The sequence below is a fragment of the Enterobacter cloacae complex sp. IR53030 genome (assembly GCF_049238365.1).
Lineage (GTDB): Bacteria > Pseudomonadota > Gammaproteobacteria > Enterobacterales > Enterobacteriaceae > Enterobacter > Enterobacter kobei.
This window is the reverse complement of record NZ_JBMKHA010000007.1, coordinates 59,932-74,468: the sequence shown is the minus strand read 5'-3', so window position 1 is coordinate 74,468 and position 14,537 is coordinate 59,932. Positions and strand designations below refer to the sequence as shown.

The 14,537-nt window shown below is 51.1% G+C and carries 15 protein-coding genes and 1 pseudogene; 14 read left to right on the top strand and 2 right to left on the bottom strand.

Annotated elements, in window-relative coordinates; genetic code table 11:
- Nucleotides 1-73 precede the first annotated feature (73 nt).
- On the bottom strand, nt 74-2,725 hold the full coding sequence (locus ACOTXR_RS09420) for a hypothetical protein (protein ID WP_226339588.1): 2,652 nt from the start codon (nt 2,723-2,725) through the stop codon (nt 74-76).
- Nucleotides 2,726-2,939: 214 nt separating this feature from the next.
- On the opposite strand from ACOTXR_RS09420, the gene ACOTXR_RS09415 reads away from it, so the two are divergent.
- The 12 genes and pseudogenes from ACOTXR_RS09415 (at nt 2,940) to fosA (ending at nt 10,795) form a co-directional block, all read left to right on the top strand.
- Nucleotides 2,940-3,833: a GTPase family protein gene (locus tag ACOTXR_RS09415; RefSeq protein ID WP_222834770.1), complete on the top strand. Its 894-nt coding sequence runs from the start codon at nt 2,940-2,942 to the stop codon at nt 3,831-3,833.
- A 290-nt stretch (nt 3,834-4,123) separates the two neighbouring features.
- Nucleotides 4,124-4,801: a hypothetical protein gene (locus ACOTXR_RS09410; protein WP_222834771.1), complete on the top strand. Its 678-nt coding sequence runs from the start codon at nt 4,124-4,126 to the stop codon at nt 4,799-4,801.
- 99 nt (nt 4,802-4,900) lie between these two features.
- Nucleotides 4,901-5,719: a DUF932 domain-containing protein gene (locus ACOTXR_RS09405; protein WP_222834772.1), complete on the top strand. Its 819-nt coding sequence runs from the start codon at nt 4,901-4,903 to the stop codon at nt 5,717-5,719.
- A gap of 70 nt (nt 5,720-5,789) precedes the next feature.
- Nucleotides 5,790-6,263, top strand: coding sequence for a RadC family protein (gene radC, locus ACOTXR_RS09400; RefSeq protein WP_171402892.1), 474 nt, complete (start codon nt 5,790-5,792; stop codon nt 6,261-6,263).
- Nucleotides 6,264-6,307: 44 nt separating this feature from the next.
- Nucleotides 6,308-6,634, top strand: coding sequence for a type IV toxin-antitoxin system YeeU family antitoxin (locus ACOTXR_RS09395; protein WP_222834849.1), 327 nt, complete (start codon nt 6,308-6,310; stop codon nt 6,632-6,634).
- Between the two features lie 35 nt (nt 6,635-6,669).
- Nucleotides 6,670-6,981, top strand: coding sequence for a TA system toxin CbtA family protein (locus tag ACOTXR_RS09390; protein ID WP_222834773.1), 312 nt, complete (start codon nt 6,670-6,672; stop codon nt 6,979-6,981).
- Between the two features lie 144 nt (nt 6,982-7,125).
- Nucleotides 7,126-7,959 (top strand): DUF4942 domain-containing protein, encoded by an 834-nt coding sequence (locus ACOTXR_RS09385; RefSeq protein ID WP_222834774.1) that lies wholly within the window; start codon nt 7,126-7,128, stop codon nt 7,957-7,959.
- A gap of 76 nt (nt 7,960-8,035) precedes the next feature.
- Complete coding sequence (locus tag ACOTXR_RS09380; protein WP_000535213.1) at nt 8,036-8,284, top strand: CopG family ribbon-helix-helix protein; 249 nt, start codon at nt 8,036-8,038, stop codon at nt 8,282-8,284.
- A gap of 3 nt (nt 8,285-8,287) precedes the next feature.
- Nucleotides 8,288-8,563 (top strand): type II toxin-antitoxin system RelE/ParE family toxin, encoded by a 276-nt coding sequence (locus ACOTXR_RS09375; protein ID WP_222834775.1) that lies wholly within the window; start codon nt 8,288-8,290, stop codon nt 8,561-8,563.
- A 118-nt stretch (nt 8,564-8,681) separates the two neighbouring features.
- Nucleotides 8,682-9,470 (top strand): helix-turn-helix transcriptional regulator, encoded by a 789-nt coding sequence (locus ACOTXR_RS09370; RefSeq protein ID WP_222834776.1) that lies wholly within the window; start codon nt 8,682-8,684, stop codon nt 9,468-9,470.
- A gap of 220 nt (nt 9,471-9,690) precedes the next feature.
- Nucleotides 9,691-10,176 (top strand): annotated as a pseudogene (locus ACOTXR_RS09365) (DUF6538 domain-containing protein); the annotation flags it as partial.
- A gap of 193 nt (nt 10,177-10,369) precedes the next feature.
- Nucleotides 10,370-10,795: a FosA/FosA2 family fosfomycin resistance glutathione transferase gene (gene fosA / locus ACOTXR_RS09360; protein WP_023338973.1), complete on the top strand. Its 426-nt coding sequence runs from the start codon at nt 10,370-10,372 to the stop codon at nt 10,793-10,795.
- On the opposite strand, the gene ACOTXR_RS09355 is transcribed toward fosA, so the two are convergent.
- Nucleotides 10,781-11,788 (bottom strand): LacI family DNA-binding transcriptional regulator, encoded by a 1,008-nt coding sequence (locus ACOTXR_RS09355; protein WP_078309576.1) that lies wholly within the window; start codon nt 11,786-11,788, stop codon nt 10,781-10,783. The two genes, fosA and ACOTXR_RS09355, sit on opposite strands and share 15 nt — an antisense overlap.
- Nucleotides 11,789-11,973: 185 nt before the next feature.
- Here ACOTXR_RS09355 and ACOTXR_RS09350 point away from each other — a divergent pair, with 185 nt between their 5' ends.
- Together ACOTXR_RS09350 and ACOTXR_RS09345 are read left to right on the top strand one after the other, a co-directional pair.
- A complete protein-coding gene (locus ACOTXR_RS09350) occupies nt 11,974-13,062 on the top strand; it encodes a cellulase family glycosylhydrolase (RefSeq protein ID WP_078309578.1) in 1,089 nt (362 codons plus the stop codon).
- Between the two features lie 50 nt (nt 13,063-13,112).
- On the top strand, nt 13,113-14,507 hold the full coding sequence (locus ACOTXR_RS09345) for an MFS transporter (RefSeq protein WP_200923808.1): 1,395 nt from the start codon (nt 13,113-13,115) through the stop codon (nt 14,505-14,507).
- Nucleotides 14,508-14,537: the final 30 nt, after the last annotated feature.

Genomic DNA, 14,537 nt, shown 5'->3' with positions numbered 1-14,537 from the left:
TAGATCGCGACAAAACCGCTATAACAGGATTACATCACCAACACAGTGATGTAATCTATTTTCAAAGATAAATCTAAATATTTGACACTAAATCAGCCACTCTTTGGTTAAATCCATCATCCCCACGATTTAAAATTGTTCCCCATAGTACAAAACTGACCGCAGAACGGGGGGCTTTCCATGGCCTGTCATAATACTGGGCCGGAAATCTTCCGCTACGTACGGATTCTAGTCTGTCTCCGGTACGCTTCACCAGTACATCCGCAGCCTGTTGCGCGGATACCGGGTACTTTTGTTTATAGTCGCTCGCTGACATCGCGCCAAGATAAGCAAGATAGAAAGCCTGGGAAACCGATAACTCATTTACCAGCTCCCGGGTCAGATCTGCCAGGTTTTCCGTATTGCGTGGTTCAGGCCATTTACGTTCTTCTGCAAGTGAGCCTAAGTATTCCACAATTTCGCCCTGAGCAATCTCTCGTGCAAAGGGAAGAAGTTCTTTATGCCAGTGCTCCGGAATATTACCATTTAGAGTGCGAAGTTGCCCGATCAGCGCTTCACATGACCGGGACATACGCCACCTGACGGCACCAAAGCGTACACCAGCAATTTCGCCATCAGCGACAGGGAATGCGTCAGGATTTGTGTCAGGATGTATTGAGGCAAGTCCTGAATTCAGTAGATTAAACAATATTGCTCTGTTACTGATGACCGGTGAAAAGGAAAGACTACTTTCATCCAAGGAAATGAGTTCAATATCATCTGGTTCTGCGTTGGCACATCGGTAAAGTGCCAGCAAAGCAACTGCGACACGCAAGGATATATCTTCAGGCTTAATGCTGTGTTCTACCAGTGGAGGAAATTCAGAAAGGTACCCGGCAATAATTTGTTTTTTAGCCGCATTTTTATCCTCACATCGTTTCCTGGCACTTGCCAGACCATCAGTGAGTTTTTGTTTTTTATCCTCATTACCGCTGAACTGAATGACATGGTGTTCCAGTTGATTAAGTAACGGACGATCAGCCTGAGTTGTACAAAGTAAGAGCATATTGAAGATTGCGGAATAATGTTCAGGCTCAGTGAGGAGAACATTGTTGTATGCCGAAATAGCTTTGGCCTTATAATTCATTTCCTGAGATGACCAGCCAAGATAAAACTGAACACTGACTCGTTCATCGCCATCTGAAATAACAGCCATAAGCTGATAAAGTTCTTTGCATTGTCGGTACTCGACGAGAAAGCCAACCAGTTCCTGGACTAAATTGTAAGCTGTAGGTGAAGGAATTGGATGACTTTTAAGAAATTTAATCACACCCGAGGCAAACTTGCGGGTTGAGTCAGCATGGTTACCCACGATCTCAGGAATTAACCAACTGTAAGTTAAATCACAGTTATTTTGATAAGCAATCCACTCTGAAGTGACCCAATACTGTCCCAGTTTTGCCCAGTTTGGGCGGTCACGATGTGAGTGAATAATGGTATACAGAGAGAGGAGTTTTCCATCAAATTCTTCCGGGTAAAGCGTCACATCACCAAGGCTCTCTGCTAGATTATCCCAGAATTCAGCACTGATTTCTGGGCTATCCGTAAATCCGAATTCATTATCCAGTAGTTCAGTAACAGATATTGCCCGGAAAAATCTCTGTGCACGCCCTTGTGACGTACTGATAAGAAGCGCTTTATAGGGCCTTAAATCAAAATCAGACCATGAAAGTACATAATTATCCCAATGCTCTCCCGTAAAAGGTTCAGGCTCATTCAGTAACTCAAGGGAGCTAAATACCACGCCATATTTGTTTGTTGCGAGTAGCTCGATAAAATTGTCAGCCAACGCAGGGATTTCATTTATCGCCACCTCACAGGCTATGGCTAAAGCTGCCCGGCAGGCAATTGTCCGATTTTCTACTGAATATGAAGCGTCATTGCTTAACTGTATAAAGCCAGATAAGGGATCAAGTTTATTTGTTTTAGAATGAATGTCGCATCGGGCAAGCTCAATTTCCCACAAAACCTGTTGGGAAGGTGGATCGCTACGCTGTTCGTACACTTCAAGCTGGCTCAGGTAGTCCAGTGCTTCATCGAATTTCCCTGCCTTTGCAGCAATACCAGCGGCTACCCAGAGGTAACGGGGCATCAGCGATGGGTACTGAAATGTTTGCAAAAATGCGTATTGTTTATCAGTCGAAACACCAGAATCCTGCATATCTATAAGAACCGAAAGACGGAGAGGCTGGCAACCAGGGTAAAGTGAGAGCAGATATTCAGTGTCCTGAAGTCGCTGTGTTGGGTTACATGCATCTCCGGGCCACATCCTCTGGAAACGTGCAAAAACGGCAACAAGCGGGACCGTGCTGGCTGAAGTGACTGCCTGTAAACGTGGCCAAATTAACTTCTCATCTTCTTCGCGTCGTTCATAGTCTCGGTCTATGCTGATGAGTTTGCTTAACAATCCGATACCATCAGCATCAAGTTTTTCTCTGTACTCAATGAGGCGTTTCCTTGCATCGTCATAACGACCCACCATCCATTCGCAGTAGGCTGTTTTGGCTGTAATTCTTGGTTCCGCTGTGTTTAATTGAAGATAACCAGATAAAGCCTGTTCATGCTGAGCCTGGTTTAAATACCCGTCGGCCACGCTTTCTGGTTGGTTGCTCTTATTCAGGCCAGACTTTGAGAAAATGATTTCTGATAGCGAATTGAAGGGTAAAGGGGGCGTATTGTTTACCAAAACGATGCTCCTGATTTCTATTGACCACAGTTCCCAACTGAAGTGTACCGGTCACCATCATAATGTATCTGGTTTCTGATGGCAGTGACATAGCACGCGATCGCCGGGCGAAGATTTATCGGTAAGACTGATTCCAGAAAATCTCACGTCCTCATTACCTCTGTGAACAATCGGAATATGCCATTCCGGATCAGTTATTTCACAGGAGTAAACTATGTCTGATTCCCCCGACACGCAGCCCGGTCGTGATGCCCTGCGAGCCTCTCTTTCATTTTTGCCCCAGTATGTCTGCGATCATATTTTTGCCAGACTTCAACACGCTATTCATTACGAGCCGGTAATTGGCATTATGGGAAAAACCGGTGCTGGTAAATCTTCGCTCTGTAATGCTCTGTTCCAACAACCGGTATGTCTGACCAGTGATTTGATGGCCTGCACCTGCGAACCACAGCGGCTGGTGCTGACCGTCGGTGAACGCAGCATGATGCTGGTTGATTTGCCGGGAGTGGGAGAGACCCCAGAAAAGGATGAAACCTATCTCTCACTGTACCAGCAACTGTTTTCTGAGCTGGATTTGATTATCTGGGTCATCAGGGCTGACGATCGCGCACGGGCAACGGATATCACCACACACCGAGCTCTGCTGAATGCTGGTGCCGACCCATCGAGATTTCTGTTTGTGCTGTCCCAGGCTGACCGCATCCCGCCCGTACCTGATGGCCAGGAACACCAGTCACTCCCGGATGTTGCACAGCGTCTGTCCTTGGCTGCTGTCAGCTCGCTGGTTGCCGGGCAGCTTCCATCCTCTTTCCCTGTAATGGCTGTATCCGCACATACCGGCTACAACCTGTCAGCTCTGGTGGAGCTGATGGTGCATGCCCTGCCTACGCAGGCCAGTAGCGCGGTCTATCGGCAGCTGAAATCTGACCATAAAAGCGCTGAAAGCGACTCCGCCGTGCGGCAGCGATTTGGTGAATTAGCTGGTAGCGCTTTTGATTCCGTTATTGACCCAAACTCGCTGCCGTCAGGCTGGCGGGCTTTGCTATGCCGGTTACGTGAAAAATTGGTGCAATTAGCTACTAGCCTCTGGGACAAGCTGTTCAGCTGAAAGTAGTGATTCAGAGCCGAAAATCAGCTGCTCTAAAATCAGTATATTGATCTATAAAAACGATCAATAATGGAATATCGATCGTTTTTATCTATTAAAAAATCGATAAATTATCCCTGTATTGATCGCTTTTACCTATCAAAAACAAGGGCATTTTCCTCACAGAACTCTTCAGGAGTCTGGCTGACAGGGAGGCAGGAATAACGACATGGATGTTAACCCACCCATAAGCGTTTTATCCGCCTGTTATCCCCCTAATGACTACTCCTGATTAATTCACAAGGTGGTATATGAAAATTCAGACAGTGATGGCAATTGTGTTATCTGCCGCTTCGGTATCGGCCCAGGCTGGTAATTGGGCAGTGAAAAACGGCTGGTGTCAGACCATGACCGAGAACGGCCAGGCGCTGGTGATGTTGAAAAATGACACCATTAGCATATTGGGTCAGCTTCAGGGATGCCCCAATGGCCCACAGGAGCTTATGGGTAGTCGTATTGGCGTGAATGGCAACCTTGTTCCTACGTCGCAGGTCTGTAGCCAGCAAACAGGATTTAAAGCCATCGAAGTTGAAGGTGGCCAGGCCACTGCAGCAGCGAAAAAAGCGATTGCTTCTATTGCCGGTCAGGAAGTTTCAACCCTGCAGGTATTTGGCGGTCAGATGACTTTTACCCGTGGCGACATGATGAGCGTTTGCCCTAAGTATGTGTCAGCTTTACGCGCCAACGCCGGGAGTAATGCGCCAGAGATTAATAAAGGCTCAGTCATGAAAGCAGCCAAACAGGCGTATACAAAAGAGTATGACAGCGAAACTACTGAGGCCGCTGATTTTGGCAGCTATGAAGTGAAAGGAAATACCGTGGTATTTGAAGTCTACAACGCAGGCTATCGCACCTACGACAAGGTGGTGGTCACTGTTGGTGCAGATGGTAAGGCCACCGGTGCAAAAGTGGAATATATGGGTCGTTAACAGATTCGAATAACGTAGTTCGCTGTATCAGAGGCCATGTTCTTTCAGGAGCATGGCCTCTTTCTTTTTATGCCGATACATTCAGAAAAGGAGTTATCTATGCGCTTAGCTTCCCGCTTTGGCAGGGTCAATCTTATCCGTCGCGACCGTCCCTTAACGCACGATGAAATGATGTACCACGTTCCCAGTGTATTCAGCGCTGAAAAGCATGAATCCCGTAGTGAACGATATACCTGTATCCCAACCATTACCTTACTTGAAAGCCTGCAACGGGAAGGTTTTCAGCCGTTCTTTGCCTGTCAGGCTCGCGTTCGCGATCCTGGTAAACGTGAGCACACTAAACACATGCTTCGTCTGCGTCGAGAAGGTCAAATCACTGGTAAGCAGGTGCCAGAAATCATTCTGCTAAACAGCCACGATGGCTCTAGTTCTTACCAGATGCTGCCGGGGTTGTTCCGTGCGGTTTGCCAGAATGGACTGATTTGCGGTGAGAGTTTTGGTGAGGTACGCGTACCACACAAGGGCAACGTGGTGGAAAAAGTGATTGAAGGGGCCTACGAGGTGCTGGGGATATTTGACCGGGTGGAAGAGAAGCGCGATGCGATGGAATCGCTTTTGTTACCGCCGCCAGCACAGCAGGTGCTGGCGAAAGCCGCATTAACGTATCGATTTGGTGAAGATCACCAGCCGGTGACGGAATCGCAGATACTCTTTCCACGCCGCTGGCAAGACGAAAGCAACGACCTGTGGACCACTTATCAACGTATTCAGGAAAACTTGATTAAAGGTGGTCTGTCGGGACGAACGACCAAAGGAAAGCGCACCCATACTCGTGCTGTGAAAGGAATCGACGGCGATGTAAAGCTCAATCGCGCGTTGTGGGTGATGGCTGAAAATATGCTGCAACTTGCATCATGAATCGCTTATTCGAGTTTGTTGATAGCCCTGTAACTCCCGGTTGCGGGGCTTTTGCTTTAAAGGAACCCCCATGCCTGAACTGATTTTACCCCCGACTTTCCCGGTGAATGAACAGCGTATTATCCGCCGCGCCATGCGCCTGCTGGAGAAATATCTGCGCCAGCCTGGTGAACAGTTTCTTGCCGCGAATTGTACGAAAACTTGGCTACAACTGCATCTGGCGCGACAGGAACGAGAAGTCTTTATCGTACTCTACCTCGATAATCAACATCGCCTGCTGGAACACGAAACTCTATTTCTTGGCACGATCAGCCATACCGAAGTTCATCCCCGTGAAATTGTAAAATCTGCACTACGCCATAACGCAGCAGCGGTGATAGTCGCCCATAACCATCCGTCAGGGATTACGGATGCAAGTAAGGCAGACAGAACCATCACCGCCCAAATCGTAAACGCTCTGGGTCTGGTCGAGGTTCGGGTGCTGGACCATTTCATTATCGGTAATGGCGAAATATTGTCTTTTGCTGAACGGGGCTGGCTGTAGCGAGAAATTTCACCTACTTAACGAATATAAAACAGGAGGAAATGATGGAGAAAAACGATCCCATCGAATGGGGGCTTCGACGCGATATCATGCCGCGTGTAGGAGCACGACTGGTACAGGAAGGAAATCAATTGCATTACCTGGTTGACCGGGCCGGTGTCACCGGCATTTTTAATGAAGCTGAGAGCCGCAAACTGAATGCAGCATTTCCGCATTTCGTGGAGCAGATGGAGTTAATGCTACTCTCCGGGGAACTAAACCCCCGTTATGCACATTGTGTCACCCTGTACCATGATGGATTTACCTGTGAAGCTGACACGCTTGGCTCTTATGGTTACGTCTACATCGTCATTTACCCCACTCAACGCTGACCGATTTTAGCCTCACCCTTAACGAGAACAACCCCATGAAAACTTTACCTGCATCAACTCAGCGGGCGGCTAAGCCATGCCCGACGCCCGTAGTTGTCTGGCAAACGCTACTCACCCGTCTGCTGGAGCAACACTATGGTCTGACTCTGAACGACACGCCATTCTGCGATGAAACAGTCATTCAGGAACATATTAACGCCGGTATCACACTGGCTGATGCCGTTAACTTTCTGGTGGAAAAGTATGAGCTGGTTCGTATCGATCGCAGAGGGTTTAGCTGGCAGGAACAATCGCCTTATCTGCGGGCTGTAGACATTTTGCGGGCGCGACAGGCAACCGGCCTATAGCGGCGAAGTCATCATCTTTCGACACGCTGAATCTTGCGAGCCTCCCTCCCGAATTACATTCCCGATCTGTCTTCCTTATTTACTCATTGCATAATGCGCCTGCCACTCCCGGCAGGCGTGTTTGCTTTTATACGGACAAAAATTATGCAAACAGAAGCTGAAGTTTTAACCGACCATAATGAGCTGATTTGCTCAACCAGTGTTGAACGCATTGTTACAGGACGTGATGCTGCGCTGAACCTGATAGAAATCCTGATCCAGGAGCTTGATGATATCTCACGGCTAACCTCCAGCATCGGTGGTGATGTGGCGGAGCATTGGGCGATGCGACAGGGCCATTCCTTTGACTGCTGGCTGATGCAACCAGTAGATAAAGCGATGCCGGTGATTACCCGCAATATCGATCGCAGTATCTGGCGCGATCTCATGCTGAAGTCCGGGATGTTGACCCTAATGGATGCCGAAGCTCGCAGCCAGTGGGCGAAGAACCTGGAGGAGGGCGATCTCCCGGCGATTAGCGAAGCCAACATCCTGAGTACCTTTGAACAACTCCATCACAATAAACAGGATGTTTTCGAACGTGGGATTATCAATGTATTTAAAGGGCTAAGCTGGGACTACAAAACCAATAATCCCTGCTATTTCGGTAAGAAGATTATCGTCAACAACTTGGTGAAGCACGACCGATGGGGCTACAGCCTGAATTGGGGCTGGCGGCGCGATCAGTTAGCCGATCTGGAGCGAATGCTCTACCTGCTGGATGGGAAGGCCATTCCCGATAACCGGCATGATGTCTCCATCCGGTTTATGGATTTTGTGCGCGATAATCCGCATCAGCAGATTTTCGAAGATGAGTTGTTCACTATTCGCTACTTTCAGAAGGGCAGTGGACATATCACTTTTAAACGCCTGGATCTGGTGGAGAAGATGAATGACATCGTGGCGAAGCACTTTCCGGGGATGTTGCCTGCGAAATGAGATGTGATGTTTTTATAGGCACCTCTATGCTAATCTTAATAGGAGTTATTAAATGTTATTAAACGAGGTAGTCCCTATGGGTTCGCTTACTAAACAAACCATCAGCGCACAGATACCCGTTGAGTTGGCAGCTGCTGTTGAAAATCTGGCAATTGAGTTGGACCGTTCTAAAAGCTGGATTATTAAGGAAGCGTTGACCAGTATGCTGGCCGAAAGAGAACGGCGTCACCAGAGCATCCAGGCCGGTCTTGCCGATGTGGATGCCGGTCGCGTGGTGAGCCACTCGGACATGGTAGATTTTGCTAATCGCTTAAAGAAATCCTGATAAATGGAAGTTTACTGGACGCTTAAAGCTCAGGATGACCTGGAGCGTATCTACCGTTTTGCCCTTCAGTACAGCCGCCAGCACGCCGATGACGTTTTGGATCGCCTGATTATTGGCTGTGCTGGTCTTACAGCGCATCCGGCAATTGGCATACAGCAGACTCGGTATGAACCTCATGAGGTCCGAAAAGTGTTATTCGATGACTATGAGGTTCACTACGAACTCCGTGACAATGATATCTATATCGTGGATCTCTGGCATACCAAAGAAGAACGTTGAAGAGATGCTCTTCACATTCGCGAGTATTTCCCACTAACTTAAAACTCATTTTTGTGTTTTTTACTCTTTTTTGTGTTTTAATGATATCCATTACTTTTTGGTAAGTGGGGAGGGCATCATGCAAAACAAAATTAAAGAACTTCGTACTCAACTATCAATCACTCAGCGTGAATTGGCGGATATGGTTGGTACCAGCCAACAGCAGATCCAACGTATCGAGACAGGGAAAGTTGCGGCCAAGTTAGGACTGGCGCAGGCGATAAGCGCTGTCTTAAAGAAACCATTGAATGCAGTTTTTCCTGATAACGATACTTTATTGCAAAAAGTGCGCAATCAAAGTAGCCGTAGTGATGATGATCTGGAAAGCATCGCCGCTAGTGGTATTGAAATGGATGGCTGCATTTGGACGGTAAAACTCTGGTTACGAGGGCAGCAAGATTATTTGCTGTTACCCATTTCCCCGGCTGATAAGCGTCGTTTTTACTCATACTTTCAGGAAATAGCAGCGCCTGATTATGAGCATTTCTTTGTTTTCGACTCTGAACAGCATCGTTATGCCTTAAATGCCCGAGAAGTGATTTTTCACCAATTCTTGTTTGATGGTTTTCCACCTATCCCTGATGAAGAGGCAAATGAAGAAAGATATGGGAATGTCCATATCACCATGGTGAATGGTGGTCCGGTTATTGAGCTTTACTGTGAGCCAGATGAGCCTGAGGACGAAAGTGATGGCGATATCGGTCAGTTGAATGCATTTTTTGACATTCTTGAATCAGAGCCGGAATCAACCGAGCGGTATCAGTTAACCGACATAGATGGGGAAGATGCTTTTATCCGTATTGGTTCTATTGCGATGGTGCGAGTCGCACTTGACGCGTTAGAGCCTGTGGAAGATGATGAGGAGTAATTTTTAGTTAGCTAAGACTTCAGAGAATCGCGTTGAGTATACATGTGAGTATATATAGCGATTCTGTTATTCTTAAATTTCAATTATTTCAGTTAGTTACGTCGAGAATCGCGGTGCGGCCTTCGCACCAAGACTCATCTAAGCTATTGTTTTAAAACAATTTAATTCATAATCTTGCTTGAAATCGCGTAGCCCCTCTTACAAAAGGGTATACGAGGCGATGTCTCAGCGATATAAACTCTATCGTCGAACCAGCGGCATTTATGTTGTCCGCATTAGCGTTCCCCAACGTTTTCGTCGATACGCAGGACAGTGTGAGATTCACACTTCAACAGGCACTCACGATCTTCATGAAGCAAAGCAGAAGTCCGCGCTCCTGTTGGCGGTCTGGTATCAGACCTTACAAGAGTATGAACAATTGGATTATCGAACTTTAAGTGATTGCGCCCCACTGCTTGCTGGTGAGGGGATGATCTCGCTTTCTAACTTTGCTCAGTCAATAGAGTTGCCTATATCGCAATTGATTCGAGAGGTGATTAATCGTAACCTCCCGGTATTCTGGCTGGCGACTGGTCAGTTCGGTTTCTATGTTGATGAATTTAATGCAGTAGAGCGGGAACCCGGTGCAAAACGAGAAAAACAGTCTGATGATGAAAAGGATCAACCTAAAGAAGTCATCATTCTCAATAGCGCGTTTGAGCTGGGGAGGGTGCGAATAAGTACCCTCCGCAACGAAAATGAAACTTTTAGTCAATTAAATTCAATCACTTACATAGGCGTTTTTTTGCGTTTGGTGACTTATTCGCACCTTCCTTAATGCAAATTACTCCGAAATGGTTTTGAAAAGGCTCTGTAGAGGTAAGATAAATTAACTAAATTTCAGTCATACGGGGCACGTCATGCTGCAATCTCTCAACCACCTGACCCTCGCGGTCAGCGACCTGCAAAAAAGCGTCACCTTCTGGCACGAGCTGCTGGGGCTGACCCTGCACGCCCGCTGGAATACCGGGGCCTATCTCACCTGCGGCGATCTGTGGGTCTGCCTGTCGTACGACGAGGCGCGCCAGTATGTGCCGCCGCAGGAGAGCGACTACACCCACTACGCGTTTACCGTGGCGGAGGCGGAATTTGAACCGTTCTCGAATAAGCTGGAGCAGGCGGGCGTCATCGTCTGGAAGCAGAATAAAAGCGAGGGGGCGTCGTTCTATTTTCTCGACCCGGACGGACACAAGCTGGAGCTGCACGTGGGCAGCCTCGCCGCGCGGCTGGCGGCGTGTCGCGAGAAGCCCTATGCGGGCATGGTGTTTACCTCAGACGAGGCTTGAGGCGCGCACCTTCAGCCTGCCCGCCAGCGTCACGTGCGTGGCGGCATCTTCCTGATTGCACAGGTACTCCACCGCCAGCCGTCCCAGCTCGCTGTAGGGCAGCTGGATACTGGTCAGCGGCGGGGTGAGCTGCTCGGAGATCTTCTGGTCGTCGTAGCCCGCCAGCAGCATGTCCTGCGGGATGCGCACGCCGTTCACCGCCAGCGCCTGATAGCAGCCAATCGCCAGCCAGTCGCTGGCGCAGAAGATGGCGTCCGGGCGCTCGGCCAGTTCCAGCAGGGACGTGGTGGCGGTAAAGGACTCGCTGAACTGCCAGTTGGTCTGGCGCACCAGGCCGTCGTCACACGCGAGTCCGGCCTGTTCCAGCGCCGCCTGGTAGCCCGCCAGACGCTGGCGAGAGGCCTCCATCCAGCTCTCCCCGGTAATGTGGGCGATGCGCGTCGCACCGCAGGCAATCAGGTGTTTAGTGACCTGAAAAGCGTTGGCGTAGTCGTCCGGAATAAACGACGGCAGCAGCGGCGAGCCGGGGTCGCGCTGGTTGAGCAACACCAGCGGGATGCGGGTGCAGTCCTCGAAGGCCGTCATGTCCACCAGCGTGGTGACCGGGGAGGCGAGAATAATCCCGATGCAGTTGCGCTTCTCCAGCTGGCGGATGATGTTCAGCGCCAGCTCGATGTCGTCGCCGTAGTCGTAGACGGTGAGCAGGGTCTCGTTGCGCCACGCCGCTTCCCGCGCCTGGCTGATGGCGTCGATAAACGGGTCGAAGCTCTGAACGGAGCTGACCAGCAGGGCGATCTCTTCCTGATTGCGCGGGGCGTGAACGGCGGGTAGGCGGTCGTAGCCGAGCTCGGTGGCGACACCAATCACCCGCTGGCGGGTGTCGTCGCTGAGCTTGATGTTGCGGGACTGGTTAAGCACCAGCGATACCGTCGCCTGCGACACCCCTGCCGCCCGCGCAATATCGTTCATCGTCACTTTCGGTTTTCGCTTCATCCGTCCTCTCCCTTTCGCGAATTCGCATCATACCCTAACCGCGCGCTTACGCGCCGTCGATCACGTTTCTCATTCATCGAAGCGCGAACTTTGTGAAGGCCGTCGCTTTTCGGCGTGCCGTGATTTGCGCATTTATCCTGCAACTAATATTTATTAGCTAAATATTATCAGTAAGAGGACGCGTAATGAAAGAGCAGTGGAGCAGGGAGCAGGCACAAGCGTGGTATGAGCAAAAAGGCTGGCTGTGCGGGTTTAACTATTTGCCGTCGACGGCGGTGAACTGGACCGATATCTGGCAGGAAGAGACCTTCGATGCCGAGACCATCGACCGCGAACTGGGTTGGGCGGCGGAGGCGGGCTACAACACCCTGCGCATCAACCTGCCGTTTATCGTCTGGGAGCATGACCGCGACGGGCTGATGGCGCGCATCGACCAGTTTTTGACCATTGCCGACGGCCACGGGTTCAGCACCATGCTGACCCTGATGGACGACTGCGGCTTCTCCGGCGACGAGCCGTACCTCGGCCCGCAAAAGCCGCCCGTACCGGGCAAGCACAACAGCCAGGCGGCGGCGAGCCCGGGTCGGGATAAGGTGTGCGATCCCGACTGCTGGCCGCAGATTGAGCGCTATATCCGCGACGTTGTCCGCCAGTTCCGCGCGGACAAGCGCGTGCTGCTGTGGGATCTCTACAACGAGCCGGGCAACCGCGGCATTTTCGCGACGGGCACGCAGGAGGTGCAGTACGACACGAAGCTGGAGACCTGCGCCCATGAACTGATGAAGCTGGCGTTCCGGTGGGGGCGTGAGGAGAACCCGACCCAGCCGCTCACCGTCTGCGCCTGGCGTCTGCCGCCGGAAGAGGAGGGCGAGACGTTCTTCCAGCATCCGCTGGACCAAACCGCGCTCGCGCTCTCTGACGTGGTGAGCTTCCACGCCTACACCCACACCGGGCGCATGACGGCGATAATCCAGCAGCTGCAAACGCTCGGTCGTCCGCTGTTCTGCACCGAATGGCTGGCGCGCCACGTGGGCAGCACCATCGAAGAGCAGCTCCCGCTGATGTATGCGGCGAAGGTCGCGCCCTACCAGTGGGGGCTGGTGCGCGGCAAAACCCAGACGTGGCTGCCGTGGCCGGTGGTGATGAAGGAGTCCACGGACTACTGTCGCCTCTGGTTCCACGACGTGTTTGAGGAGAACGGGATCCCGTTCTCACGCCGTGAAATCGCCCTGATGCAGCAGCTGCGTAAGATCGCCCCGAAGGCGCAGGACTAATAATATCGACCCGGCGGTCCACCGCCGGGCAACCAGGCAGGCATATAACAATGGCAATGACAATGAAAATACCGTCTCGCGAGTTGTGGTCTTATTTTGGTTATGGATTAGGTCAGTGTTTTAGCTTTGGTTTAGTAGGTTCGTTTATTAACTATTTTTACACCGACGTGCTGGGCATTTCGGCGCTGGCGGCGAGCACCATTTTCCTGATTGCCCGCGCGTGGGACGCGGTTCACGATCCGCTGTTTGCCAGCATTATGGACACCATTAACAGTCGGTTCGGCAAGTTTCGCCACTTTTTGCTAATCGCCCCTTTGTTGATCACCGGCGTCACGCTGCTGTCGTTCTATAAAATTGAAGCGGACATGACCACCAAAATCCTCTACGCCGGGGTGACCTACATCCTGTGGGGGACGCTGTATGCCATCTCCGATATTCCGTTCTGGTCGATGTCGTCGGTGATGACCAACGACTCCGCCCAGCGCACCCGCGCGGTGACGGCGGCGATGCTCGGGGTGAACGCCGGGATTGCCTGCGCCAATATCTTCTTCCCGAAGCTGGCGGCGTTTTTCGCCCAGTACAGTAACGACAAAGGTTATTTTATGGCGGCGCTGGTGATGATGCTGGTGGGGCTGCCGCTGATGCTTAACGGCTTTATGCAGATCAAAGAGCGCGTGCCGCCGAGCCCGGAAAAGGTGACCATCCGCGATACCTTCCACAACCTGCGTCAGAACAAGCCGCTGTTTATCGTCCTGCTGTCGTTCTTCTTCTGCGTGTTCCATAACGTGGCGGGCGGGCTGTATATCTACTTCTTTATCAACAACCTGGGCGACGGCAGCCTGCAGATGGCGATTGGCGTGATGGGAATTGTCGCGGCAGTGCTGTGCCTGGTCGCCCCGATGCTGACGCGCCGGATGCAGAAGCGGAAGCTGTTTATGATCCTCTGCGGGCTGGACGTGGCGGTGCGCGTGGTGATGTGGTTTGTCGGCTATCAGCAGGTGACGATGCTGTTTATCCTGCTCGGCCTGAGCACCCTGTTTGTGATGATGACCAACATCCTCACCTCGTCGATGATTGCCGACACCATCGAGTACGCGGAGTACCACACCCACAAGCGCTGCGCGGCGATCACCTTCTCCGGACAGACCTTTACCGGCAAGATGTCGGTGGCGGTGGGCGGCGGGTTGATCGGTGTGTTCCTGACGTTGATCGGCTACGTGCCGCAGGCGCAGATCCAGAGTGAAGGCGTGTTGTCGGGGCTGTTCTTCGGGATTTGCCTGCTGCCGGCGATGGGGTCAGCGATCCGAATGGGCTTTATGTCGCGCTTTACCTTTACCGAGGAGAAGCATGCGGAGATTTGTCGGCTGCTGGCAGAGCGTCGGCATCATTTAAAAAATAGCCGTGCGGAAAATGAGCGGCTGGAGCGCCCGGCCCCGGCGAATTAAGAGAAGAGGGCGCCTGCAACGCAGGCGTCC